The sequence below is a fragment of the Streptomyces sp. NPDC051567 genome (genome assembly GCF_044454165.1).
GTDB lineage: Bacteria > Actinomycetota > Actinomycetes > Streptomycetales > Streptomycetaceae > Streptomyces.
This window is the reverse complement of the sequence record NZ_JBITDK010000018.1, coordinates 93,183-117,695: the sequence shown is the minus strand read 5'-3', so window position 1 is coordinate 117,695 and position 24,513 is coordinate 93,183. Positions and strand designations below refer to the sequence as shown.

General features: G+C 74.8%; 25 protein-coding genes. 13 read left to right on the top strand and 12 right to left on the bottom strand.

Features of this window, described 5'->3' with window-relative positions; all coding sequences use genetic code 11:
- Window positions 1-99 precede the first annotated feature (99 nt).
- The 3 genes from ACIA5F_RS20620 to ACIA5F_RS20610 all read right to left on the bottom strand — a co-directional run bounded on the left by ACIA5F_RS20620 (window position 100) and on the right by ACIA5F_RS20610 (window position 1,970).
- Window positions 100-294 (bottom strand): ferredoxin, encoded by a 195-nt coding sequence (locus ACIA5F_RS20620; RefSeq protein ID WP_399355001.1) that lies wholly within the window; start codon window positions 292-294, stop codon window positions 100-102.
- 20 nt (window positions 295-314) lie between these two features.
- Entirely contained in the window at window positions 315-1,502 is a 1,188-nt protein-coding gene (locus ACIA5F_RS20615) for a cytochrome P450 (RefSeq protein ID WP_399354953.1), read from the bottom strand.
- Window positions 1,503-1,631: 129 nt separating this feature from the next.
- A complete protein-coding gene (locus ACIA5F_RS20610; RefSeq protein ID WP_399354951.1) occupies window positions 1,632-1,970 on the bottom strand; it encodes a thioredoxin family protein in 339 nt (112 codons plus the stop codon).
- Between the two features lie 199 nt (window positions 1,971-2,169).
- On the opposite strand from ACIA5F_RS20610, the gene ACIA5F_RS20605 reads away from it, so the two are divergent.
- The gene (locus ACIA5F_RS20605) at window positions 2,170-2,433 is read left to right on the top strand and encodes a hypothetical protein (RefSeq protein WP_399354949.1); all 264 of its coding nucleotides are present in this window, start codon (window positions 2,170-2,172) and stop codon (window positions 2,431-2,433) included.
- Here the strand turns inward: ACIA5F_RS20605 and ACIA5F_RS20600 are convergent.
- The 4 genes from ACIA5F_RS20600 to ACIA5F_RS20585 form a co-directional block, all read right to left on the bottom strand.
- The gene (locus ACIA5F_RS20600) at window positions 2,376-2,807 is read right to left on the bottom strand and encodes a hypothetical protein (RefSeq protein ID WP_399354947.1); all 432 of its coding nucleotides are present in this window, start codon (window positions 2,805-2,807) and stop codon (window positions 2,376-2,378) included. The genes ACIA5F_RS20605 and ACIA5F_RS20600 overlap by 58 nt on opposite strands.
- 136 nt (window positions 2,808-2,943) lie before the next feature.
- The gene (locus tag ACIA5F_RS20595) at window positions 2,944-4,416 is read right to left on the bottom strand and encodes a condensation domain-containing protein (RefSeq protein ID WP_399354945.1); all 1,473 of its coding nucleotides are present in this window, start codon (window positions 4,414-4,416) and stop codon (window positions 2,944-2,946) included.
- 203 nt (window positions 4,417-4,619) lie between these two features.
- Window positions 4,620-5,006: an STAS domain-containing protein gene (locus tag ACIA5F_RS20590; protein ID WP_399354943.1), complete on the bottom strand. Its 387-nt coding sequence runs from the start codon at window positions 5,004-5,006 to the stop codon at window positions 4,620-4,622.
- A 194-nt stretch (window positions 5,007-5,200) separates the two neighbouring features.
- Window positions 5,201-6,115, bottom strand: a complete 915-nt coding sequence (locus ACIA5F_RS20585; RefSeq protein ID WP_399354941.1) for a LysR family transcriptional regulator — start codon at window positions 6,113-6,115, stop codon at window positions 5,201-5,203.
- A gap of 71 nt (window positions 6,116-6,186) precedes the next feature.
- Between ACIA5F_RS20585 and ACIA5F_RS20580 the strand changes: the two genes are divergently transcribed.
- Both ACIA5F_RS20580 and ACIA5F_RS20575 read left to right on the top strand, forming a co-directional pair.
- Window positions 6,187-7,137: a reductase gene (locus ACIA5F_RS20580; protein WP_399354939.1), complete on the top strand. Its 951-nt coding sequence runs from the start codon at window positions 6,187-6,189 to the stop codon at window positions 7,135-7,137.
- A gap of 96 nt (window positions 7,138-7,233) precedes the next feature.
- The gene (locus ACIA5F_RS20575; protein ID WP_399354937.1) at window positions 7,234-7,359 is read left to right on the top strand and encodes a hypothetical protein; all 126 of its coding nucleotides are present in this window, start codon (window positions 7,234-7,236) and stop codon (window positions 7,357-7,359) included.
- Window positions 7,360-7,395: 36 nt separating this feature from the next.
- On the opposite strand, the gene ACIA5F_RS20570 is transcribed toward ACIA5F_RS20575, so the two are convergent.
- Complete coding sequence (locus ACIA5F_RS20570) at window positions 7,396-8,217, bottom strand: RimK family alpha-L-glutamate ligase (RefSeq protein WP_399354935.1); 822 nt, start codon at window positions 8,215-8,217, stop codon at window positions 7,396-7,398.
- Entirely contained in the window at window positions 8,214-9,116 is a 903-nt protein-coding gene (locus ACIA5F_RS20565) for a RimK family alpha-L-glutamate ligase (protein ID WP_399354933.1), read from the bottom strand. The genes ACIA5F_RS20570 and ACIA5F_RS20565 overlap by 4 nt, the downstream gene beginning before the upstream one ends.
- Window positions 9,117-9,519: 403 nt before the next feature.
- Between ACIA5F_RS20565 and ACIA5F_RS20560 the strand changes: the two genes are divergently transcribed.
- The 10 genes from ACIA5F_RS20560 to ACIA5F_RS20515 all read left to right on the top strand — a co-directional run bounded on the left by ACIA5F_RS20560 (window position 9,520) and on the right by ACIA5F_RS20515 (window position 22,336).
- Window positions 9,520-11,073 carry a sensor histidine kinase gene (locus ACIA5F_RS20560; protein ID WP_399354931.1) on the top strand — a complete coding sequence of 518 codons (1,554 nt, stop codon included), beginning with the start codon at window positions 9,520-9,522 and terminating at the stop codon, window positions 11,071-11,073.
- Complete coding sequence (locus ACIA5F_RS20555; RefSeq protein WP_399354929.1) at window positions 11,070-11,471, top strand: roadblock/LC7 domain-containing protein; 402 nt, start codon at window positions 11,070-11,072, stop codon at window positions 11,469-11,471. The genes ACIA5F_RS20560 and ACIA5F_RS20555 overlap by 4 nt, the downstream gene beginning before the upstream one ends.
- Complete coding sequence (locus ACIA5F_RS20550) at window positions 11,468-11,830, top strand: DUF742 domain-containing protein (protein WP_399354927.1); 363 nt, start codon at window positions 11,468-11,470, stop codon at window positions 11,828-11,830. The genes ACIA5F_RS20555 and ACIA5F_RS20550 overlap by 4 nt, the downstream gene beginning before the upstream one ends.
- Entirely contained in the window at window positions 11,811-12,482 is a 672-nt protein-coding gene (locus ACIA5F_RS20545; protein WP_399354925.1) for a GTP-binding protein, read from the top strand. Before ACIA5F_RS20550 ends, ACIA5F_RS20545 begins: the two co-directional genes overlap by 20 nt.
- Entirely contained in the window at window positions 12,479-13,708 is a 1,230-nt protein-coding gene (locus ACIA5F_RS20540) for a cytochrome P450 (RefSeq protein WP_399354923.1), read from the top strand. The genes ACIA5F_RS20545 and ACIA5F_RS20540 overlap by 4 nt, the downstream gene beginning before the upstream one ends.
- Window positions 13,705-14,940 carry a cytochrome P450 gene (locus ACIA5F_RS20535; protein WP_399354921.1) on the top strand — a complete coding sequence of 412 codons (1,236 nt, stop codon included), beginning with the start codon at window positions 13,705-13,707 and terminating at the stop codon, window positions 14,938-14,940. The genes ACIA5F_RS20540 and ACIA5F_RS20535 overlap by 4 nt, the downstream gene beginning before the upstream one ends.
- Before the next feature lie 189 nt (window positions 14,941-15,129).
- On the top strand, window positions 15,130-16,290 hold the full coding sequence (locus ACIA5F_RS20530; protein WP_399354919.1) for an alpha/beta hydrolase family protein: 1,161 nt from the start codon (window positions 15,130-15,132) through the stop codon (window positions 16,288-16,290).
- Between the two features lie 123 nt (window positions 16,291-16,413).
- Window positions 16,414-17,151 (top strand): DUF1838 family protein, encoded by a 738-nt coding sequence (locus tag ACIA5F_RS20525; RefSeq protein ID WP_399354917.1) that lies wholly within the window; start codon window positions 16,414-16,416, stop codon window positions 17,149-17,151.
- Between the two features lie 450 nt (window positions 17,152-17,601).
- The gene (locus tag ACIA5F_RS20520) at window positions 17,602-19,365 is read left to right on the top strand and encodes a S8 family serine peptidase (protein WP_399354999.1); all 1,764 of its coding nucleotides are present in this window, start codon (window positions 17,602-17,604) and stop codon (window positions 19,363-19,365) included.
- 217 nt (window positions 19,366-19,582) lie between these two features.
- Window positions 19,583-22,336, top strand: a complete 2,754-nt coding sequence (locus tag ACIA5F_RS20515) for an AAA family ATPase (RefSeq protein WP_399354915.1) — start codon at window positions 19,583-19,585, stop codon at window positions 22,334-22,336.
- Between the two features lie 100 nt (window positions 22,337-22,436).
- Here the strand turns inward: ACIA5F_RS20515 and ACIA5F_RS20510 are convergent, their stop codons facing one another.
- From ACIA5F_RS20510 to ACIA5F_RS20500, 3 genes are all read right to left on the bottom strand, one after another.
- The gene (locus ACIA5F_RS20510) at window positions 22,437-23,282 is read right to left on the bottom strand and encodes a glycoside hydrolase family 19 protein (RefSeq protein ID WP_399354997.1); all 846 of its coding nucleotides are present in this window, start codon (window positions 23,280-23,282) and stop codon (window positions 22,437-22,439) included.
- A 286-nt stretch (window positions 23,283-23,568) separates the two neighbouring features.
- Window positions 23,569-23,982, bottom strand: a complete 414-nt coding sequence (locus ACIA5F_RS20505; RefSeq protein WP_399354914.1) for a rodlin — start codon at window positions 23,980-23,982, stop codon at window positions 23,569-23,571.
- 210 nt (window positions 23,983-24,192) lie between these two features.
- Window positions 24,193-24,384 carry a DUF5302 domain-containing protein gene (locus ACIA5F_RS20500; protein ID WP_399354913.1) on the bottom strand — a complete coding sequence of 64 codons (192 nt, stop codon included), beginning with the start codon at window positions 24,382-24,384 and terminating at the stop codon, window positions 24,193-24,195.
- Between the last annotated feature and the right edge of the window lie 129 nt (window positions 24,385-24,513).

Here is a 24,513-nt window from a genome sequence, read left to right as displayed (position 1 = left end):
CGGCCCCCGCGCCGCCGCCCCCCCCCCCCCCCCCCCCCCGCGGGGGGCGCGCCCGGCCCCGCCCCCCCCCCCCCCCCCCCCCCCCCCGGGGCCCCGGGCTCATTCCTCCTTCACGGTGATGGCGGAGACCGGGCAGGCGCGGGCGGCCTCGCGGACCAGCGGGCTGCCGGCGCCGTCCTCACGGCCGGGCAGCAGCATGCTGAAACCGTCGTCGTCCTGGGTGAACACCTCGGGTGCGGTCAGGACGCACTGGCCGGCGCCGATGCAGACGCCGGTGTCGATGTCGATGTGCAGGCGTGCGGATGTCATGGCCCTCACCACGTCACGGGAAGTTCGATCATGCCCTGGATGGTGTCTCCGGGCTTGAAGGGGATGAGTGCGGGATCGGCCGCGAGCCGCAGACCGGGCAGCCGCGCGAACAGCGTGCGCAGCGCGATCTCCATCTCGGCGCGGGCCAGGTTCTGCCCCAGGCACTGGTGGATGCCGAAACCGAAGGCCACGTGGTGCCCCTTCGGGCGGTGCCAGTCCAGCCGGTCGGGATCGGCGAAGACGGACTCGTCGCGGTTGATGACCGAGGCGGGGAAGACGACCCCGTCGTCCGCGCGGATGGTGGCCCCGCCCACCTCGATGTCCTCGGTGGCCACCCGCAGCACCCCGTCGACGATCGACAGGAACCGCATCAGCTCCTCCACCGCCGCCGGCAGCAGCTCCGGGTCGGAGCGGAACTCGGCGAGCTGCTCCGGGTGGCGCAGCAGGGTGAAGGTGCCGAGCGAGATCATGTTCGCCGTGGTCTCGTGCCCCGCGATCAGCAGGATCAGGGCGAGCGACACCAGCTCCTCGACGTCGATCTCGCCCGTCTCCAGGCGCTGGGCGATCAGCTCGTCCAGCAGCCCGTCACCGGGCTCCGCCCGCTTGCGCCCGATCAGGCCGGTCAGATAGCCCTCCAGCTGCCGCCGGGCCTCCTCCACATCGGCGACCCCCGGCCCGCGCAGCAGCCGCCGCGACTGCCCCTCGAAGAGTTCGTGGTCCTCGTACGGGACCCCGAGCAGGGCGCAGATCACCATCGACGGCACCGGCAGCGCGAAGGCGCCGACCAGCTCCGCGCCCGGCCCCCGGGCGATCATCGCGTCGAGCAGCCCGTCCACGGTCCGCTGGATCTGCGGGCGCAGGGAGGCGGTCCGCTTCACCGTGAAGCTGGGGATCAGCATCCGCCGCTGGACGTTGTGCTCGGGGTCGTCGACCCCGATGAGGGCGGGCCGCCGGTTCACCAGCCCTTTCAGCCGCGCGGTGGTCATGGGGAACGCGTCGTTGCGGCGGTCGGAGGAGAGCCGGGCGTCCGAGAGCAGGGCGCGTGCCTCGGTGTGCCCGGTGACCACCCACACGGAGCGGCCGTCGAAGAGGGTCACCCGGGAGAGCGGCCGTTCCTTCCGCAGGGGTTCGTACGCGGCAGGCGGCTGGTAGGGGCAGGTCCGGTCCTGCGGGAAGGCAACGGTTTCCGACATGAAGCACCTCGCAAGCGCTGGTTCCGTCTCACCGACTCCATTACATGCCTCAGGCACCTATTCTACCTATGTCAGTTCCGGCCACATCCCGTCACGGCCGCGGACCTCCCCGGCCGGGGAGGCCCCCGCTCACAGATGGGCGTCCAGGAAGGCCCGGAACTCCTCGCGCGTCATCGGCCCGGCCTGGCTCGCGACCGCCTCGCCGTCCTTGACGAGAACGGCCGTGGGGGCGCCCGTCACGCCGTACCGCCTGGTCGGACCGGGGCAGCGGGTCATGTCGGCGCGGACGGCCGTGAACCGGTTCCCGTACTCCCGCGCCAGCTCGTCCACGACGGAGTCCATCGCGCGGCACGCCTGAAGGGCCTTGGGCCAGCTCCCGGTGAAGTAGGCGAGAACCGGACCTCCCGCCATCGAGAGGATGAAGTCGAACTCCTGGTCCTCCAGTGGCTGGTGGATTCGACGTGTCATAGGTGGTGCTCCTGTGCCTCGTGTGCCTGGTGCGCTGCGGCTTCCGTGCGGGCCCCGGTCCGGTGCGCCGCACGACCGGCCGCACGACCGGCCGCGCGCCCCCATCATCGCCGCCCGGCGGTCCGCCCCGCGCGGCGGCTCCGTCCCGGCGGAGCGGAGGCCGGGCCCGTTGTCAGTGGGGTCGGCGAAGCTGGTCGGCATGGACGACAGGATGCTCCGGCGCCGGGTCTACGGCGCCGACCACGACGACCCCGGCCCGCGCCCCGGCCGGGTCTACGGCGAGCTGGTGGGCGGCCCCCTCGACGGGCTGCTCCTCGACCTCACCGGCTGGAGCGGGCCGCGCCTCGCCGAGGAGGCCCGGCTCCCCACCGAGACCGGACGCTACGGCGCGGGCGGCCGGACCCACTACCGCCGCCGCGCGGCCGACCCGGACCGCTGGGACTGGTCGGGCGACAGCCCCTGACCGCGCCCGGCGCCGCGGCTCACCCGGTGCGCCCAGAGCACCAGCGGTACCTGGAGCGGCAGCCGGCCGAAGGCCACGGCGCGGGCGGCGGGGGAGCGCCGGCGCGCGTCGGCGGCCATCTTCACGTTCGCGGGGAAGACGCCGACGAAGAACGCGGCCGTGGCCAGCGCCGCCACGCGCCGGGTCCGGGGGTGGGCGACCCCGGCGGCGAGGGCCAGCTCCGCCGCCCCGCTCGCGTACGTCCACCGGCGCGGGCCGCCCGGCAGGGAGCGGGGGACGATCGCGTCGAACTGCCGGGGCGCGACCGCGTGCGCCACCGCCGCCCCGGCCAGGAGCCCGGCGAGCAGCAAGGGGGAGGAGGGGGGACGCGGCATCGGGAGTTCCTCTCGGAGGGGCCTGGGCCGCGAGCCTACTCGCCGGTAGGGACTCTCCGGCAGGAAGTGGCGGGGCGGCTTCGGCCGGACCCTGGGTCGGTCCCGCCCGCCCCCCGCCCCGGGTCCGCCCGTGCCCCTACCGGCTCCGGCCGCCGTGGCCGGCCGGAGCCAGGGCGGGCCTGCGGGGCGGCGGGAGCGCGAGGGGCCGGCCGAACCCGCCGGAGCGCGTGATCTCCTGCACCGTCCGCCGCAGCGCCTCCAGGAAGTCGCCCATGGTGCGCCGGGCCGCCGGGGTGTCGACGTAGATGGAGTTCATGTGCAGCCCGTCCGTGTCCCGCTGGAACCAGGAGCAGGCCCCGTTGGCCCGCGCCGACCACACATGGCTGGCGGGCCGCCACTCCTCGTGGCGCTCGGCGCCCCGGCACTTGCGCATGTCGATGTACGAGAAGAAGTTCACCGGGTACGGCCAGGAACGCGCGGCGAACTCCTCGGGCGCCAGCAGCTCCCAGGCCCGCACGAACGGTACGTCGATATGGCCGATCATCTCGGCGAAACCCTCCCGGACCGCTGCCATGACCTGGGCGAAGTCCCGGCCGGGCGAGGCGTCGAACTCGATGGGCATGGTGTTGACGAACCAGCCCACCGAGTCCGCCCACGTCCCCCGGCCGCGCTCGCTGACCGGCATGAAGCCCCGGTAGACACCGGGCCCGCCCGCCTCCCGCAGACAGACGGCGACGGCGGCCAGCACGCCCATGAACGGCTTGCCGCCGGCCGCGAGGCACGTCTTCTCGAAGACGTCCGCCTCGGCGGCGTCCAGCAGCAGGGACGCCTCGTTGACGATCGGGTACATCCGGTCCGGCTCCACGCCCAGATCGAGCGGGAAACGGGGGAAGAACGCCCCGTTGCGCGCGATGAAGGTCTTCCAGTAGTCCAGGCGGGCGTCCCCGGCGTCGATGGAGAGGTAGCGGCGGCGCTGCTCGTCGGCGAAGTCGAGATAGCTCGGGGCGGGCGCCAGCACGCACTCCTCGCCCCGGCACAGGGCCTCGTAGGAGGTCAGGACCTCGTGGACGACGATCGGCATCGACATGCCGTCGCACACGATGTGGTCGAAGGCCAGATAGACCGTCGCGGAGTCCGCGCGGACCACCGCCCCCATGGTGAACAGCGGCCACGAGAGGGTGTCGATGCTCCGTTTGAACCGCTCGACGAGGAAGCCGCGCAGCAGCTCGGAGCTGTCGAAGGCGCCCACCTCCTCGGAGTCGAGGGCGAGTTCGCCGGGGGCCAGCGGCTCGCACGCCAGCTCCCCGGCCAGGCGGCGGAAGGCACAGCGCAGCACCTCGTGCCGTCCGACGAAGGAGAGCAGGGACTGCGCCAGCGCGGCTTCGTCCAGCGCGCCCGCGACCTCGAAGGTGACGGCGAGCCAGGAGGCGGCGGGGTCGTCGGCCGCGCGGCTCTCCTCGGCGACGGTGAAGTGCTTGTCCTGGTTGAAGGAGGCCCTCCTGCCCGCCGCGTCGACCCGCTCCCCGGCCTGTTCCGCCGTGGACCGCAACCGCCACTCGACCACCCGACCGGGTGTCACCTCGTGCATTTCCAGAGGAAACTGCCGCATATCATCATCCCTTCGCCCCCGGGGTCAACCCCCCAGGCCCTAACGACCCCCGGTGCACGGAAGTGACGGATGCCCCCGCGGGCTCCGTCCGGGGACGGGCCGACGGGGTGCGGGAGGCACGGCGGCGGGCGGGACGCCGCCCCGCTCCGGCCCCCCGGGCGGCGGTCACCGCGCGAGGCCGGGCACCGGGCGCCGCGGGCGCGCTACCCGCCGGGCCGCGCCCGGCGCCGGGCCCGCGCGCGGCCCGCGGCGGCCAGCAGCAGCCGGACGGCGCGCGAGGTGGTGACCAGCTCCGCGCGGCGCCCGGCCAGGGCCCACTGGTCCAGGACGTGGAGCAGGGCCGAGTCGCAGAAGGAGACCAGGGCCGTGTCGAGGACCAGGCGCCGGGCGCCGTGGGCGGCGCCCCGCGCGAGGAGGCCGTGCAGGGGAGCGCAGGTGTGGTGGTCGAACTCCCCGGCCAGCGTGACGGAGAGGACGCCGTCGAGGAGGGTGGCCCGCACGCACGGCAGCGGGCGGGGACGGGCCGGTGACCCGGCCCCGGGGAAGGCCCCGTCGCGCGGGGCGGGAACGGACAGTATCGGGACGTCCATCGGAGTGCTCATACCCGCTCCAACGGGCTTCTCCGCAGGTGGGAACGGGTCATGGCCGGAGCTTCACCCGCGTGGGCCGCGGTGCTGACCCGTTTCGGCGATCTTTGCCCCCCGCCCGGGGCACGCCCGACCCCCCGCCCGGGGCACGCCCGACCCCCCGCCCCGCCCGACCCGTCCCGGGGCCGCGCGGCGGCCTACGCGTCCGGGCCGGGCGCCGCCGCCTCGGCCAGGGCGGCGGCCAGCGTGGCGGTGTACGGCCGGGCGCGGCGCCCGCGGGGGAGCACCAGGCCGATGTGCCGGGCGGGCCTCGGCGGCTCGACCCGGACCGTCACCAGCTCCGGCCCGGCGGCCGGGGCCAGCGAGACCTGGGGCACCAGGGAGACGCCGACGCCCGCCGCGACCAGGGTCTGCGCGAAGAAGTAGTCGGTGGTGGAGGCCGCCACCCGCAGGTCGAACCCGGCGAGCGCCGCGTACCGGTGGAGGAACGCCTCCGTCCTGAGGCAGCCGAGCACCCAGCGGTCGGCCGCGAGTTCGCCCAGGCCCAGCGAGGCGCGCCCCGCCAGACGGTGGCCGGGCGGCAGGACCAGCCACAGCGGATCGTCCATCAGCGGCACCCAGTCGAGCCCCGGGCGCTCGTCCCGCCGTACCGGCGGCGGCCCGTCGACGTGGTAGGCCAGCGCGAGGTCCGCGGCCCCGCCGCGGACCATCGGCACGGCGGCGTCCGGTTCGCCCTCCACCACCGTCAGCTCCACCTCCGGATGGGCGGCCACGAACCGGGACAGCGCCCGGGGCAGCAGGTACCTGCCCCCGCTGGTGAAGGTGGCGACCGTCAGCCGGGGCCGGTCCGCGGCGAGCCGGTCGATCGCGTGGCGGACCTGGTCCAGTTCGGCGGATATCGTCTCCGCCGCCTCCACCAGCAGCCGTCCGGGCTCGGTGAGGGTGACCCCGCGGGTGCTGCGCACGGCCACCGGCTGGCCGAGGCTGCGCTCCAGCGAGGCGATGTGCTGGGAGACGGCCGAGGGGGTCAGGAGCAGGGCCCCGGCCGCCTTGTTGAAGCTGCCGTGCTCGGCCACGGCCCGCAGGACGCGCAGCCGCTGCACATCGATCATCAGTTTTCCTTACGACGCGTTCAGTCGACCACCAGTTCTGCCGGGGACGATAGCGCGGCAGAGTCGGACGCATGCGAAAGATTCTTGTCATCGGCGGAAGCCGGTACTTCGGAAAGCACCTGGTCGCCCTGGTACGCGACGCCGGCAACGAGGTCACGGTCCTCAACCGCGGCTCCGCCGCCCCGCCCGCCGGTGTCACCCACCTCGTCGCCGACCGCGGCGACGAGGAGCACCTGCGGGCGGCGCTCGGCCCGCGCACCTTCGACGTCGTCGTCGACCAGGTCTGCTACACCCCCCTCCAGGCCGCCGTCGCCCGGCGCGTCTTCGCCGGGCGGACCGGGCGGTACGTGATGACCTCCACGATCGAGGTCTACAACCCGGCCACCTTCGCCTCCCCGGTGACCCCCGCGCCGGAACTCCCCCTCACCGAGGACTCCCTCGACCTCGCGCGCGTCCCGGCCGTCACCGGCCTCCCCTGGCACGACCTGGGCCTGGTGGAACGCGCCATCGGCGTCGACAGCGCCTACTCCGAGGGGAAGCGGCAGGCCGAGGCCGTCTTCCTGCGCGACCCCGCCTTCCCCTACGTCTCGGTACGCACCGCGCACGTCCTCGGCGGCGGCGCCGAGGACTTCACCGGGCGCCTCGCGCACTACGTCGGGCGGATCGGCGCGGGCGTCCCCGTCGACGTCCGCGCGAGCTCGCACCTCACCTCCTTCATCCACCACCGGGAGATCGCCGACCTCCTGCACTGGGCGGCGGAACAGACCTTCACCGGACCGGTCAACGCCTCCTCCCACGGCGCCCTCGACGTGCGGGGACTCTGCGAGTTCATCGGCGGGCGGCTCGGCCGGACGCCGCTGTACCGGTTCGTCGAGGACGCGGCCACCCCCGTCTCGCCGTACGCCCTCGACCACCCCTACGCCATGGACAACAGCCGGGCCGCCGGGCTCGGCTTCGGCTTCGGCCGGCTCACGCAGTGGCTGCCCGAGGTGATCGCGGAGGCCGTGGACCACCCGGCGTGACGGGACACCGTCCGGGCCTTGCCGGGCCCGTGCCCCGGTGAGAGGCTGCCGCCACCGCCGCTCCGGCGGAGCCGTCCCGAACCCTCAGGGGGAACCGTGAACCGCAAGCGGACGACCGCCGTCGTCTCCGTCCTGCTCGCCCTCACCGTCACCGTGCTGGGCGCGAGCGCCCCGGCGTACGCGAAGGCCGCGGGCGACAAGAAGGTCGAGGTCATCAAGTAGCGGCCCCGGCCTCCCGCCCCCGGGGCCCGTCCGCGGTCAGGCCGGCGGCACGTCCTGGGTACGGGGTCCGGCCGCCCGGCGCAGGGCCAGCGCCGCCAGGGCCCGGGGGGCGCCGGCCTGGCCCCGGATGCCGGGGAAGGCGTTGACGTCCACGATCAGCGGGCTCCCGTCCACGGCCTGGACGATGTCCACGCCGTAGACGTCCAGCCCGAACACCTCGCCGGTCCGGCGCACCAGGTCCGCCCATCCGGCGGGCAGGGCGCCGAGGGGCAGCGGCTCCGTGGGGCCGCGGCCCCCGGGGGAGAGCTCGGAGCGGCGCAGGGCCGCGAAGACCTGGTCCCCGATCGCCCACAGCTTGTGGTCCCAGCCGCTGTTGGGCGTGAAGTCCTGCACCACGACCGGCTCCTGCGGCCACGCCCGCGCCAGCTCCCGCAGCCGCGCGGCGCCGTCGGCGCGGGCGACCAGGTCGCCCCGGCGGCTGTACCGGCTCTTGACCACCACGGGGGCGGCGAGCCGCGCGCCGCGGGCCCACCCGCGGAAGGAGGCGTGCGTACGGGTCCGGGCGAAGGGCAGCCCCGCCCGCAGTGCCCGCTCCGCCATCAGCGTGCGGTCCTGGCACAGCGCGGTCGCCGCGGACGGGTTGACCACGGTGGCGCCCCGCCGCTCCAGCCCGCGCGCCAGCGCCAGCGCCCCCGGGGTGCGCGACTTCAGCAGGTACACGTCGGCCAGGGGCCCGAGGGGCTCCTGCGGCGCGGACGGATCGAGGGCCGCCACGTCGTGCCCGGCGTCCACCAGCACGGCCGTGGCCGCCGCCAGCAGCGGATGGCCGGGTTCCGGGGTGATCAGGGCGATCCTCATACGGGGTCACCCGCCCCGGCGCCCGCGCCCGCCGACACCTGCGCCGGGACCGGCACGGGCAGCGGGTACCCGGCGCCGTCCGCCGAGCCGCCCTTGCGGGCCAGGTCCAGCACCGCACGGGCCACCCGCGCCGTCGCGTCCGGCACCTGACGGAAGCTCGGGAAGTCGTTCACGTCGACGACCACCGGCCCGTCGGGGCCCAGCAGCACGTCCACCCCGTACAGGTCGAGCCCGTACACCGCCCCCACCTGCGCGGCGATCGCCGCGACCTCGGACGACAGCGGTACGCGGCGCTCCCGTACGGCGGGGTCGGGGTGGAGCGGGGAGCAGCGTTCGGTAGCGAACAGCTCGCCGCCGACCGCGTACACCTTGATGTCGGTGCCCGGGTTGGGCACGTAGGGCTGGGCGATGAGCATGCCCTCGCCCGCGAGGTCCGGGAGCATCGACTCCAGCCGCTCCGGCGAGGTCACCAGGTGCACCGCCCGGCCGGAGCTGCCGTCCGCGGGCTTGACGACGAGGGGGTACTCCGCCGCCGGTATCTCCCGGAGCAGCTCGGGGCGGGCCACCGCCCAGGTCGGCGGCAGCGGGAGCCCCCGGGCCCGCCCGATGGCGGCGGCCAGCGCCTTGTCCCGGACGCCCCGGATCGACCGGGCGTCGTTGACCGTGGTCGCCCCGGCCGCCGCGGCGGCTTCCAGCAGGGTCAGACCGGGGCCGCCGGAGACCGTCTTGAGCACCCAGGCGTCGTGGGCCCCCGCGTTCACCACCTCGGTCATCCGCAGCAGCGAGCCGCCCGGCCGCACCACGTCGACCCGGTGTCCCCAGGCTTCGAGCCGGTGGATCACCTCGTTCGGCATGCCGTCGTGGCGGTAGTGCTCCTCCACCAGGAAGCAGAGCCTCATGACCTTCCCCATATCCCCCGGACGTCCGCCGATACCGTCCGGCGAGTTGTGACGTCACAGGATGTCATGGACCGCAATGTGATGATCGTTCCACTCCTGCGTGTCCTTGCCGGATTTTCCGTGCCGGGCCGCCGGGGAGGCCCCCCGCCCCGGTCTGCCCGGCTCCCGGGCTCCGGCGGCCTGTTCTCGACAGCCGGTGGACGCCTTCCCCTACGCCTTCCTCCATCCCTTCCCCTACGCACTCCCACTCGTGGCAAAATACCCCAAACCACCCGTCAGTTGTCATTGCAGAACGCGATAGTCGCCAGAACCTTTCCAAAACGATCAATAACTCTCCTATAGTTGGTTCTCGTTGCCACAGGAACGCTCTCCTCCATTTACGCCCCGTATGAGGCTTTGATCGATGACGGCTTCGCCCTCCCCCCTTCGCCCCTCCGCGCTGGCCCTGCTGATCACCGCAGTGGCCGCCGGCGCTCTCTGCGCGGCGGCGGTGGCCGCGGCCCCGCCCTCCGTCCGCACCCCCCTCGCCTGGTTCTCCGGCGCGGGCGCGGTGCTGCTCGCCCTCGCGGCCTTCGCCGTGACCTGGGCCACGCGCACCGCCCAACTGCTGCGCGCCCGGGTCACCGGCCTCGGCGCCGAACTCGCCGACCGTGACGCGCGCATCGCCCGGCTGACCGCCGACGCGGCGCGCGGCGCCGCGGCGCACACCGCCGAACGCGGTCGCCTGGCCGGCGCCCACGCCGCCGAGCTGGAGAGCCTGGCCTTCGTCCACTCCACCGAGCTCGACCAGCTCACCGCCGCCCAGAGCGCCTCCCGCGAGCGGCTCGGCAACCGCCTGCGCCGCGCCGAGTCCGGACGGGCCGCCGCCATGGCCGCCGCCGCCAACGCGGCCGGCCGGATGCAGGCCCTCGCCACCGGCATGCTCGCCGACCTCCGCGACATGGAACACCGGCACGCCGACGAGGACGTCCTGGGCGACCTGCTCCACCTCGACCACCGCACCGCCCAGGCGGGCCGCCTCGCCGACTCCATCGCCGTCCTCACCGGCGCCCGTTCGGGCCGCCGCTGGGCCAAGCCGATCGTCATGGAGTCCATCCTGCGCGGAGCCATGGGCCGCATCGGCGGCTACCAGCGGGTCCGGCTCCACTGCACCAGCGAAGCGGCCGTCGCCGGGCACGCCGCCGAAGGCGTCATGCACGCCCTCGCCGAACTCCTCGACAACGCCGCGAACTTCTCGCCGCCCACCGCCGAGGTCCACGTCTACGTGGAGGAGGTCCCGGCCGGCATCATCATCACCGTCGAGGACAGCGGCCTCGTCATGAGCGAGGTCCAGCTCCGCCGCGCCGAACGGGCCGTCCGCGCCGAGTCGCTGGACCTGGCCGGGCTCTCCGGCACCCGGCTCGGCCTCGCCGTCGTCGGCCGCCTCGCCCGCAAGCACGGGCTGAAGGTCTCCTTCCGGCCCTCGGCGCGCGGTGGCACGGGCGCGCTGATGATGCTGCCCCAGGAACTGGTCAACCGCACCCCGGCCGAGGCCGGTCCCACGCCCGCCCTCGTCGCCGTCACCGCCGCACTCCCCCCGCCCGCCGCCGCCCCGGCCCCCGCGCCCGAGGCCGTCCACGACCGCCCCGCCGGGCCGCCCGCCGCCGAGGGCGCGGGAGACCGTACCCGCCCCGAGGCCGCCGCACCCGCCGCGGACGGCTCCGCCGCCGAGTCCACCGGCGAGCACCCGCTGCTCGGCGAGAGCGGCCTCCCCCGGCGCAGGCGCGGCCGGACCCTGGCCGCCGCCCACCCCGAAGGACCCGACGCCGCCTCCGCGGCGGCCCGCACCGGGACCGCCCCCACCGGCGCCTCCCGGTCGGCCGCCCGCTTCGGCAGCTTCCGCCAGGCGGTCCGCGACGCCTCCGCGCCGCCCACGCCGTCACCCAACCCCCCGCACCCGGAAGGCAACACGGAATGACCGGCTCCACCACCGACGAGACCCTCAGCTGGCTCCTGGAGGGCCTCCTGGAGCGGACCCCCGGCGCCCGCCACGGCCTCGTGCTCTCCCGCGACGGCCTCAAGCTGTGCCGCACCCCGGAGCTCTCCGTCGACCAGGCCGACCAGCTCGCCGCGATCGCCGCCGGCATCCAGAGCCTCTCGCACGGGGCCTCCATCGAGTTCGGCGACGGGACCGGCGGCGTCCGCTCCGCCATGGCCGAGTTCTACGGCGGCATCCTCTTCATCGTCGAGGCCGGCGAGGGGGCCCACCTCGCGCTCGTCGCCACCGAGGAAGCGGACGCGGGCCTCGTCGGCCACAACATGTCCGAACTGGTCGAACAGCTAGGCGAGCACCTCATCGCCCGGCCCCGGGGATGAGCAGGAGCAGGCCGGGCCGGGACGACACCCCGGACCGGTTCTACACCCTCACCGGCGGCCGCAGCCGCTCCGGCTCCGACGCCTTCGACCTGGTCACCCTGATCGTCGCCGAGTACGACCCGGTGCCCGGCATGCAGTCCGAGCACGCGGCGATCCTGCGCATGTGCCAGTACCCGACAGCCGTCGTGGAGATCGCCGCCGAACTGCGGCTGCCGGTGTCGATCGTCCGCATCCTCCTCGCCGACCTCCACGACACCGGCCGGATCAGCGCCCGCCACCCGCGTACGGCGCACTCGGCGTACAGCCTTCCCGACCTCGACATCCTGGAGCAGGTGCTCGTTGGACTCCGTAACCTCTGACGCCGTCCCCGCAGAAGGTCCCCTGGGACCGAGACCGGGGGAGCCCCCGCCACCACCCCGCCAGGCCCTGCGGAGCACCGCCGACAACGGCCTGAAGATCGTCATCGTGGGCGGCTTCGGCGTCGGCAAGACCACCATGGTCCGCTCGGTCAGCGAGATCCGCCCGCTGAACACCGAGGAGACGATGACCAAGGCCGGCGAGGCCGTCGACTCCACCGACGGGATCGCCGCGAAGAGCGCCACCACCGTCGCCTTCGACTTCGGCCGCATCACCCTCGACGCGCACAACGTCCTCTACCTGTTCGGAGCCCCCGGCCAGGAACGGTTCTGGTTCCTGTGGGACCGGCTCTTCTCCGGCACCCTCGGCGCGGTCGTCCTCGTCGACACCCGCCGCCTCGCCGACTCCTGGTACGCCATCGACCGGCTCGAACACCACGGCACCCCCTTCGTCGTCGCCTGCAACGACTTCGGCGGCCCCGCCCACACCCCCGACCAGATCCGCGAGGCCCTCGACCTCCCGGCCGAGGTCCCGCTGGTCTTCTGCGACGCCCGCGTCCGCACCTCCAGCAAGCACGTCCTGATCTCCCTCGTCCAGCACCTCCAGACCACCCTCGCGGCCCGCCTGCCGAAGACCCCGGAGCCCACCCCGTGACCACCCCCGAGCACCCGCCCGTCCCCCTGGGCGGGCCCCGGTTCCAGACCGACCCGACCGAGCTCTACCGGGAGATGCGGCGCGACCACGGCGCCGTCGCCCCGGTCGTCCTCGACGGCGACATACCGGCCTGGCTCGTCCTCGGCTACCGCGAACTCCACCAGGTCACCAGCGACCCGGTGCTCTTCTCCCGCGACTCCGACCTGTGGAACCAGTGGGACCGCATCCCCGCCGACTGGCCGCTGCTCCCGATGATCGGCCGCAAGCAGCCGTCGATCCTCTACACCGTCGGCGAACGCCACCGGGAACGGGCCGCCGTGATCTGCGACGCGCTGGAAGCGGTGGACCCCTTCGAACTCAAGGGCCACGCCGAGCGGTTCGCGGACGAACTGATCGACGCGCTCTGCGGCAAGGGCGAGTGCGACATCGTCGCCCAGTACGCCATGCTCCTGCCCCTGCGGGTCCTCGCCCGGATCTACGGCTTCCCCGACGAACAGGGCCCCGGCCTCGTCACCGCCATGAACGACATGATCAACGGGCGGGAGGGGGCCCTGGACGGCCAGCGCCACCTCGGCGGGTCCATGTTCGCGCTGCTCGCCGCCAAACAGGCCGCGCCCGGCCCCGACGTCGCCTCCCGGATGCTCGCCAACCAGGCCGGCTTCACCCTGGAGGAGATCGCCCAGGACCTGATGGTGATGATGGCCGCCGGCCACCAGCCCACCGCCGACTGGATCGGCAACTCCCTGCGCCTCATGCTCACCGACGACCGGTTCGCGGCCTCGCTCGCGGGCGGACGGCACAGCGTCGGCGAGGCCATGAACGAGGTGCTGTGGGAGGACACCCCCACCCAGAACGTGGCCGGCCGCTGGACCTCCCGCGACACCAAGCTCGGCGGCCGGCGCATCGCCCGCGGCGACCTCGTCCTCCTCGGCCTCGCCGCCGCCAACGCCGACCCGCACGTGCGTACCGACGCGTCCGCCCTGACCGGCGGCAACAACGCCTTCTTCTCCTTCGGCCACGGCGAGCACCGCTGCCCCTTCCCCGCCCAGGAGGTCGCCGAGGTCATCGCCCGCACCGGCATCGAGGTCCTCCTCGACCGGCTGCCCGACGTCGACCTCGCCGTCCCCGCCGCCACCCTCTCCCGGCGCCCCTCGCCCTGGCTGCGGGGCCTGTCCGCGCTCCCGGTCACCTACACCCCGACCCCCGCCCTTGGAGCCACCCGATGACGTGCCCCGTCGACCACGCCACCCCCGCCGCCCTCACCCTCGACCCCTTCGTCACCGACCTCGACGCCGAGAGCGCCGCGCTGCGCGCCGCCGGCCCGCTGGTCCGGGTCGTCCTGCCCGGCGGGGTGGGCGTCCACGCCGTCACGCACCACGCCGAGGCCCGCCGGCTGCTGACCGACCCCCGGCTGGTCAAGGACATCGGCGTGTGGGGCGCCTGGCAGCGCGGCGAGATCCCCCCGGACTGGCCGCTGATCGGCCTCGCCAACCCCGGCCGCTCCATGCTGACCGTCGACGGCGACGAGCACCGCCGCCTGCGCACCCTGGTCGCCCAGGCCCTGACGGTCCGCCGGGTCGAGAAGCTGCGGACCGGCATCGAGGCGCTGACCACCGGCATGCTCGACCGGCTGGCCGAGCGGCCCGCCGGGGAGAGCGTCGACCTCAAGGCCGCGTTCGCCTACCCGCTGCCGATGAACGTCATCAGCGAACTGATGGGCGTCGACACCGCCGAACACCCCCGGCTCAAGGCGCTCTTCGAGAAGTTCTTCTCCACGCAGACCCTGCCCGAGGAAGTGCCGCAGATGATGGCGGACCTCGGCGCGCTGTTCTCCCGCATCGTGGAGTCCAAGCGCCGGGAGCCGGGCGACGACCTCACCAGCGCCCTCATCGCCGCCTGGGAGGACGGCGACCGCCTCACCACCGAGGAGATCACCAACACCCTCCAGCTGATGGTCGCGGCCGGTCACGAGACCACGATCAGCCTGATCGTCAACGCGGTCGTCGCCCTGGAGACCCACCCCGAGCAGCGCGCCCTCGTCCTCAAGGGGGAGATCCCCTGGGAGAACGTCGTCGAGGAGACCCTGCGCTGGTCCACCCCCACCTCGCACGTCCTGATCCGCTTCGCCGCCCAGGACATCGAGGTCGGCGACCAGGTCCTGCCCCGGGGCGAGGGCCTGATCGTCTCCTTCGGCGCCATCGGACGCGACGAGGCCCAGCACGGCCCGACCGCGGGCGCGTTCGACGCCACCCGCACCCCCAACCGCCACATCTCCTTCGGCCACGGCCCGCACGTCTGCCCCGGCGCCGCCCTCTCCCGCCTGGAGGCCCTGGTCGCCCTCCCGGCCCTGTACGCCCGCTTCCCGGACCTCACCCTGGCCGTCGGCCCCGAGGAGCTCCGCAACAAGCCGATCCTGACCCAGAACGACCTGTACGAACTCCCCGTCCGGCTGGCCTGACCCCCGGCTGGCCTGACCCCCGGCTGGCCTGACCCCCGGCCGGCCCGGCCCCCGGCGGCGGCCCGTCCCGCGCCCGGTCCCCACGGACCGGGCACGGGGACCGGCGCCACGCGGCCTCCACCTCCAGGGTGACACGGATACGCCGGAGAGCTGATGATCCGCCAGGCCGGCCCCACTAGGTTCGGTGGCATGATCCGACGCCGGACAGCGGTCGCTGTCACGCTCCTCGCCCTCCTCTCCCCCCTCCTGCTCACCACCACGGGCACCTCGTACGCCGCTCCCGTCCCTGCCGCGCAGCGCGCCACGGTCCCCGAACTCCCGCGCCCCACCGGCCGGTTCGAGGTCGGCCGGGAGGACCTGCACCTGGTCGACCGGGACCGGACCGACCCCTGGGCCGGCTCCGGACCCCGCGAGCTGATGGTCACCATGACCTACCCGGCCCGGCGCTCCACCGGCGGCGCCCCCGCGCCCTACCTCAGCACCGAGGAGGCCCGGCTGTTCCTGGCCTTCCAGGGGCTGGACGGGGTGATCGGGCCCGAGGCCCTCGCCGGCACCCGGTCCCACGCGCGGACCGGCGCCCGCCCGGTCCCGGGCCGCCACCCGCTGATCGTGCTCTCGCCCGGCTTCACCCTCCACCGCGCCACCCTCACCGCGCTCGCCGAGGACCTCGCCTCCCGGGGCTACCTGGTGGCCTCGGTGGACCACGCCTACGAGAGCGTGTCCACCACCTTCCCCGGCGGCCGGATACCGCCCTGCCTGGCCTGCGACCGGATCGACAAGGAAGGCGGCCACCGGGCCGTCACCGAGACCCGGGGCCGCGACGTCTCCTTCCTCCTGGACCGGCTGACCGCCCGTCACCCGGCCTGGCGCCACGCGGGCCTGATCGACCGGACCCGGATCGCCATGGCCGGGCACTCCATCGGCGGCGCCTCCGCGATCCAGACGATGGCGGCCGACCCGCGCGTGCGCGCCGGGATCGACATGGACGGCACCCTGTCCTCGCCGTTCCCCGCGGGCGGCATCGGCGGCCGTCCCTTCCTGCTGATCGGCGCGCAGGACACCCTGCCCGGCGTCCCGGGCGCCTGGAGCGAGCCGTGGCCGCTCCTCGACGGCTGGAAGCGCTGGATCACCGTCGACGGCGCCGACCACTCCGGCTTCACCGACATGCCCTCCCTCGCCGACCAGCTCGGCGTGGTCCGCCCCGGGGCCCCGCTCCCCGGCGCCCGCGCCGTCGAACTGACCCGGGGTTACGTCGCGGCCTTCTTCGACCAGCACCTCAAGGGCGAGTCCCGGCCCGTCCTGGACGGCCCGTCCGCCGGAGCACCCGAGGTCCGCTTCCACAACCCGTGACCCGGCGGACGCGTGACCCCGTGACCCCGTGACCCGTGACTCCATGAACCGGTGAACCCGCCCGACCGGCCCCGCCGCCCCGCCGTTTGCCCGGCGGGGCGGCGACCGCGCAGAGTACGGACCATGACACCCGCCGAACTCCTGAACGCCTTCGCCCGCGCCCGCGCCTCGCTCGACGGCGCCGAGGTCACCTTCTGGTGGACGGGCGACATCTACTCCTGGGCCCCCGACGAGCCCTACCGGCGCCTCTTCGGCTTCGAGGGGCTCAACGTCGCCCGCCTGATCCCCGACGAGGAGACCGGCGGCCTGCGACTGCTCTCCCGCGAGGCCGCGTTCTACCTGGACCCCGCGACCCGGGAGATCCTGGAGACCTGGCAGGACAAGCCGGTGCTCCACGTCTGGAACGACCCGGCCAACCAGCGGCTGCGCCCCTTCCCGGTGCCCCTGACCGACCTCGGCGACCAGGTCTGCTTCAGCCTGGAGATCCCGCTGGCGCACCCCTCGCCGCTGCCGGTCGCGCAGTACCCGCTCCACTCGGCGGACGACACCTACAAGGCACTGGAGCTCTTCCAGTTCTTCGCGCCCGCCTCCGTCCTCACCACCGACGCGCCGAGCGTCCCCGCCACGATGTCGTGGACCCGGATGTCGCCCTGGCTGCCCTGGATGGAACAGGGCGGCCGCCCCGGCGGCCTCACCTTCCACTGCCGGGGCCGCAAGCTCGGCTCCTACACCGAGGTGCCCGACCGCACCCGCGCCCACATCGCCGCCCACCACCCCGAGTTCGCTCGCGCCCCGCAGGAGTGGAGCGAACCGAACGAGACGAGCTGGAGCTACTTCCGCAAGCTCTTCCCGCCCCGCTGACCACCCCGCCACCGCCCGCCCGCCCGCTCCCCGCCCGGCCGCCCCGCCACCGCCCCACCGGCCGCCGGGCCCCCGTACCCCGCCGGCCCCGCGCCGCCGTCAAGGCCGCGACAAGGGTTTTCCCCGTAGCGAGTTCACCTCCGCGCTGCCTACTCTCTGCCCACCGGCGATCTTCCCCAGGTCAGGCGGCCCCCGTGCCAACCCCACATGGCACGGTGCCGTGACGCCTGTCCGGTCGCCGGTACCGCCGTCGCCCGCCCACCGCCAGGGCCGGAGCGACGCGGCGCGCAGCGGTGGCCGGAGCGAGCCCGACCGACTCGTCTCCGGCCCCGCAGCCGCCGGCCCACCCCCCGCACAGCACCGACCGGCCGCTCCGGCACGCCCGGACGCGGCCACCGAAAGGGACCTTCCGTGCACGCGTCCAGACGCAGGCTCATATCCGTGGTGGCGATGTCCGCCACCCTGCTCGCCGGCTCCGCCACCACCTCCGTGGCCCTCACCCCCGGCGCCCCGGCCCCGGCCCCCGCCGCTCTCCCCGCGCCCGCCGCGCCGGTCGAGAACCTCATCGTCGGCTACAAGTCCTCGGCCACCGAGGCCCGTTCCGACACGGCCGCCACCGACGACGCCGCCGCCAAGGGCCGCAAGGCGGGCAAGAAGACGAAGTTCGACCGCCGCCTGGGCACCGGCGCCGCCCTCGTCAGCCTCGGCGGCTCCGCCGCCCCCGCCGACGCGGCCACCGTGATGGCACAGTTCCGGGCCGACCCCGACGTCGCCTACGTCGAGCCGGACGCCCGCGCCTACGCACTGGCCACCCCGAACGACCCCGAGTACGCCAAGCAGTGGGACCTCTTCGAGCCCACCGCGGGCATGAACGTCCCCGCCGCCTGGGACCGGACCACCGGCGCGGGCGTCACCGTCGCCGTGCTCGACACCGGCTACGTCGCCCACTCGGACCTGGCCCCCAACATCGTCGCGGGCTACGACTTCATCTCCAGCTCCACCGGCGCCCGCGACGGCAACGGCCGCGACAACAACCCCGCCGACCAGGGCGACTGGAGCGCGGCCGGCGAATGCGCCGTCGGCTCCAAGGCCAGTGACTCCTCCTGGCACGGCACCCACGTCGCCGGCACCATCGCCGCCGCCGCGAACAACGCCAAGGGCGTCGCGGGCGTCGCACACGGCGCGAAGATCCAGCCCGTCCGCGTCCTCGGCAAGTGCGGCGGCACCACCTCGGACATCGTCGACGCCATCACCTGGGCCTCCGGCGGCACCGTCCCCGGCATCCCGGCGAACACCACCCCCGCCAAGGTCATCAACATGAGCCTCGGCGGCTCGGGCACCTGCGGCGCCAGCTACCAGAACGCCGTCAACGCCGCCGTCGGCCGCGGCACCACCGTCGTCGTGGCGGCGGGCAACAGCAACGCCGACGCGGCCGGCTTCTCGCCCGCCAGCTGCAACAACGTCATCAACGTGGCCGCCGGCAACCGCACGGGCGACCGCTCCTTCTACTCCAACTTCGGCAGGCTCGTCGACATCACCGCCCCGGGCGGCGAGACCCGCCGCGCCACCGACACGCCCGGCACCGTCACCACCCCCGAGAACGGCATCCTCTCCACGCTGAACTCCGCCGCCACCACCCCGGGCACCGAGAGCTACAAGCCCTACCAGGGCACCAGCATGGCCGCCCCGCACGTCGCGGGCCTCGCCGCGCTCCTCGTCGCCGCCAGGCCCACGCTCAGCCCGGCCCAGATCGAGACGGCGATCAAGACCAACGCCCGCCCGCTGGCCGGTGTCTGCACCGGAGGCTGCGGCGCCGGTCTCGCCGACGCGGCCAGGACCGTGACCGCCGTGACCTCCGGGCCCGCCGACCCGGTCCACGAGAACGCCACCGACGTCGCCGTCCCCGACAACGGCCCGGCCGTCTCCTCCCCGATCACCGTCACGGGCCGCACCGGCAACGCACCGGCCGCGCTCACCGTCTCGGTCGACATCAAGCACAGCTACCGGGGCGACCTCGTGATCGACCTCGTCGGCCCCGGCGGCGCCGTCGTCCAGCGCCTGAAGAACTCCTCCGGGGACAGCGCCGACAACCTCCTCACCACCTACACCGTCGACGCCTCCGCCCTGCCCGCCGCCGGCACCTGGCAGCTGCGGGTCCAGGACGTGGCCTCCGCCGACACCGGCTACATCGACTCCTGGAGCCTCGGCTTCTGACGCCGCGTCCGGCCGCACCGGCCGCAGCCCGTCCCGCACAGCCGCCGGTACACCCGTACCGGCGGCTCTCCGGCGCGCACCGCCGGACCGCCCGCTGATTCCTGCGTCACAATCGGGGTCGCCCCGGCACCCGACCTCGTATTGTCACCTCTTATAAGAACGGCATGTCCGACGAGAACGGCATGGAAGCCCGGGACCGAGAGGCTGGTGGCGGTGGGTGGGGGAGGCGACGGGGCAGGCCGCGACGGGCATCGGACACGGTGAACTGGCCGAGGCGGTGCGCCGCGCGCTGACCACGCACGGCCGCGCCCTGCTCACCGGCCCCGCGGGCGCCGGGAAGAGCGAACTGCTGCGCGCCGTCGCCGACGCCGCCGAGGACCGCCACGAGACCGTGCTCCGCCTCGCCCCCGAAGCCGCCGACCAGCTCCTCCCCGAAGCCTCCGCCGCCGCCCTGCTGGCCTCCGTCCCGGCCGACGCCCTGGACCGCCTCTCCGGCCCCCAGCGCACCGCCGTCGCCCTCCTGCGCCGCGAGACGGACGCCCCCCGGGCCGGCCGCGACCACGTCGCGCTGCGCCTCGCCGTCACCGAGGTCCTGCGGACCCTCGCCGTCCGCCGCCCCGTCCTGCTCGTCCTCGACAACGCCCAGTGGCTCGACGCCGAGACCGCCGCCCTGCTCCGCTTCGCCCTGCGCCTGACCCCGCCCCGCGTACGGGTCCTGGTGGCCGAGTGCGTCCAGGGCGCCGCCCCGGCCGCCGAGTCCCTCTGCGGCCCCGGCACCCCCGAGATCCAGGTCCCCCCGCTCGGCGCCGACGAGGTCGCCGAACTCCTCGTCCGCCGCGGCCTGCCCGCCCGCCTCGCCGGCCGCATCCACCAGGCCAGCGGCGGCAACCCCCGGCTCGCCCTCGCCCTCGGCCGCTCCCTCGCCGGCTCCCGCGACGGCGGAGCCCACCACGCCGACACCCTGCCGCTGTCCGGGCAGGCCCGCGAGGTCGCCCGCCGCCTCCTCGCCGAGGCACCCCGCCAGGCCCGCCGCACCCTGCTCCTCGCCGCCCTCGCCACCCGCCCGACCACCGCCCTGCTGCGCCGGGCCGGCTGCCCCGACGCGGAGGCGGAGCTGGCCGGTGCCGAGAAGGCCGCCCTGGTCACCGTCGGGGCCGACGGGGCGGTGGAGTTCACCGCCGGGGCGCTGCGCACCGCCCTCGCCGCCGACGCGGGCTGGCCCGAACGCGCCGCCGGACACGCCGCCCTGGCCACCGCCGTCGACGACCCCGTCCAGGCGGTACGCCACCGCGCGCTGGCCGTGGACACCCCCGACGAACGGCTCGCCGCCGAGATCACCGGGGCCGCCGCCGCCTGCCGCCGCCGCGGCCAGCGCGCCCTCGCCGCCGAACTCGGCCTCCTCGCGGCCGAACGCACCCCGTCCCACCTGCCCGGGGAGGAACTGGCCCGGCTCGTCGGCGCCGCCGAGGACGCGGGCTGGGCCGGCCGCGCCGACCTCGCCCGCCGCGCCGCCCGCGCCGTACTGGCCCGCGACGCCCCGCCCGCCGACCGGGTCCGGGCCCGGCTCGCCGTCATCGACGCCGCCGGCCAGGCCCTCGGCGCCCTCGACGAGACCTTCGCGCACGCCGCCGCCGACGCCGCCGGGGACCCCTCGCTCCAGGCCGCCGTGCAACTGCGGACCGCCTGGAAGCACAACCTCAGCGACGGCGACCCCGTCCGCTCCCGCGACGCCGCCGCCGGGGCCGGGGCCCTCGCCGCCCTCGGCGGCGACCGGACCGCCGAGGCCATGGCCCTGACCGTACGCGCCCGCATGGGCCGCATCCTGGGGGACCCGGACGCCGAGGAGATCCTGGCCGGGGCACTGGCCCTGCCCGTCCCCGAGGTACCGCTCGGCATGCGCCACGCGCCGCAGTACCTCGCCGTCCGGCACGCGCTCTTCGACGACCGCCTCACCGACGCCCGCCACCAGCTCCTGGCACTGCTCCCCGCCGTGCGCAGCACCGGCTCCGCCGAGGACGTCCTGGAGGTCCTGCGCAGCCTCACCGAGGTCGAGCTGCGGCGAGGCCGCTGCGCCCCGGCCGCCGCCCACGCCCGCAGCGCCCTGGAGCTGACGATCGAGGCGGGCCTCTCGCCCGGCCCCGCCTGGTACGTCGCCGCGATGGCCGAGGCGGCGGGCGGCAGCTTCGCCCGCGCCGCCGCGTACGCCCGGCGCGGCATCCGGGCCTCCGAGGAGGAACGCGACCAGGTCTTCCTCTCCCGCGGCCTGTACGTGCTCGGCCTGGTCGAACTGGCCACCGGCGAGGCCGCGAAGGCGGTCGCCACCCTGCGCCGGGTCGCCGAACTGGAGGCCGCCCAGCAGGTGGTGGACCCCTCGGTGCTGCGCTGGCACGGAGAACTGGCGGAGGCCCTGGTCGCCGCCGACCGCCCCGGCGAGGCCGCCGAACTCCTGGACTCCGTCCGTACGGTCGCCCTGCGCCTGGGCCGCACCACCGTGCTCGCCGCCCTCGACCGGGCCCGGGGCCTGTGCCTGTCCGCGCGGGGCGAGGCCGACGGAGCCGTCGCCCTGCTGGAGGCCACCGCGCACCGGTTCGCGGCCCTGCACCTGCCCCTGGAGCACGGCCGTACGCTGCTCGCGCTCGCCCGGGTGGAGCGACGGCGCCGCCGCCGCGCGCCCGCCCGCGCCGCGCTCCGCGCGGCGGCCGAGGTCTTCGACCGGGCCGGGGCCAGGCCCTGGGCGGAACTGGCGGGGGAGCCGTCCCCCGCCGAGGGGGGCCGGCCGGTGGCGTTCGCGGCCCTGACCGAGGCCGAGACCCGGCTCGCGCTCCTCGTCGGCCAGGGCGCCAGCAACCAGGAGGCCGCGGCCAAACTCTTCGTGAGCGTCAAGACGGTGGAGGCCCGGCTGACCCGGATCTACCGGAAGCTGCACGTCCGCTCCCGCGCCCAGCTGGCCACCGCCCTGCGCACCCGCTGAGGCCCCCCGGAAACACCTCGGCCACCTGGCCGGCCCGGGTGGGGCCTGCCAGGTGGCCGTCAGGCTGTCGTCCCGTCAGGAAGGCGACGGGTCGCCGGTGTCAGCAGCTGAGGTTGTTCCCCGGCGTCACACCGAGCAGCTGGGTGAAGTTGTTGTAGTTGTTGATGCGGCTCTGGACCTGGGCGGGGTTGCCGCCGTTGCACTCCAGGGCGCCGTTGATGGAGCGGATGGTCTCGCCGAAGCCCGCGCCGTTCACCATCGCCGCGTGGGGGGTCATGGTGCCCGGGCCGTTCTGGGTGTTCCAGTACCAGAGCGCCGTCTTCATGGCGATGGCCGGGTCCGTCTCCACCAGGTACGGGTTGGCCAGCAGGTTGATGCCGAGGGCGTCACCGGCCGCCTTGTAGTTGAAGTTCCAGCTCAGCTGGATCGGTCCGCGACCGTAGTAGGCGGCCTGGCCCGCGGGGCAGCCGTAGGGCTGGGTCGCGTCGCAGTAGTGGGGGTAGTTGTTCTTGTTCTGCTCCACGATGTAGTAGAGCCCGGCGGTCTCGTGCGAGACGTTGGCGAGGAAGGCCGCCGCCTCCCGGCGCTTGGTCGTCTCGTCACCGGTCTTGGTGAAGGCGGGGTAGGCCGCCAGGGCGTCGACCAGGCCCTGGTAGGTGTAGAAGGGGTTGCGGTTCGGGAACATCTGGCTGAACTGCGCCTCGGTGACCACGAAGTCCGTCACCGGGTCCGGCACGCCGCAGGCACCCTGGTCGGCCCAGACGCCCCACTGTCCGGTGGTGCCGGGCGTCTCGCCCTGCGTCCACCACTTCGCCTTCCAGTTGCGCCCGTTGTGCGAGGCGCTCGTGCCGTTCGTGTACACGCTGACGGAGGCCCAGGGGGTCACGCACGCCGGAGCCGCCGCGGCGGGGGAGGAGGGCAGGGAGATCGCGAGACCGACCGTCATGGCAGCGGCGGCGGCCAGGGAGAGGGCGCGGCGGTGTAGCGCACGTATCACGTAACTGCTCCTTGAGTGGGGGTAGTTGTCGTATGGGGCGACAGCTACCGACACTGAACAGAAGCTGGTCTGGACCTGTCAAGGTATAGACCAGAGGAACTTTCCTTTGCCCCGCCGTCACATGATGTTCGTGGTCCGGACACGAATCCGCACCGGCGCCGTGAGGTCGCGCCGGTGCGGATCGGGAGGACGGTGTCCGTGGGGAGGTGGCTGCGGGCCGCGCGGGCCCGGTGGGTCAGCTGCCGGCGGAGACGTTGCCGGAGAGGACCGGGATGTTGTCCAGGATGTGCGAGAGCGGCTCGTCGCCCTTGGCCTGGGTGGAGTTCTCGGCGCACTGCTGGTTCTGCGGGTTGGCCAGCACGTTGACGTCCTGGACGCCGACGTTGGCGAGGAGTGCCACCAGGGACTGGGCGTTGACCTTCGCGGGGAGGCCGACGCAGAGCTTGTTCAGGGAGCCCTGGACCGCGCTGAGCTGCGGGCTCTGGTCGCCGTGGGTCTGGCCGTTGCCGTAGAGCTGCTGGGAGCCGTTGCCGTTCACGGTGTTGATGCCGTCGTCGTTGCCGATCGCCATCGCCGGGGTCGCCACGGCGGCGCCCGCGCCGAGCACGGAGGCGGTGACGGCGGCGGTGGCCATGAACTTCTTGAGCATGGGGTGAGTCCTTCTGTCGCACTGTCGCATGAGATAGCTGCCCTCGGCAGGGCGAGCTGATCAACTGCTGTCGGCGCCCGGGGTTATCGCCACTCACCCGAGTGGCCCAACGCGGTCACGGCCGGTGCCGCCCCGCACGGGCGCCCGCGACGGGCAGCCCGCTCGGTCCCGCCGCCGGGACGGCGAGACTGAGCTCCTCGTGTGCGAGGGTCAGCCGGTCTTGCGGCGGACCTTCTTGTTCTTGCCGCCGGGGCCGCTGCTGGAGCCCTGCACCTTCGCGCGGCTCTGGTGCGCCTGCTGGGACTGGGCATTGGCCGCGTTGCGCTCCAGTGCCTCCCGGAACCTGCGCTTGGCCTCGTCGGCCGGGGATTCGTCCTGCGGGGTGTCGGTCTCGTCTGCCATGTGTCCTCCTGGGGGTGGTCGAGCCGCTCCAGTCTGTCAGGTGGGGCCACCGCTGACCAGCGAGTTCGGTCCGGGCGGCCCCGGTGGGGGGCCGGGCGGGACGGCCCGCGCGGGCGGTTTCGGGACAGG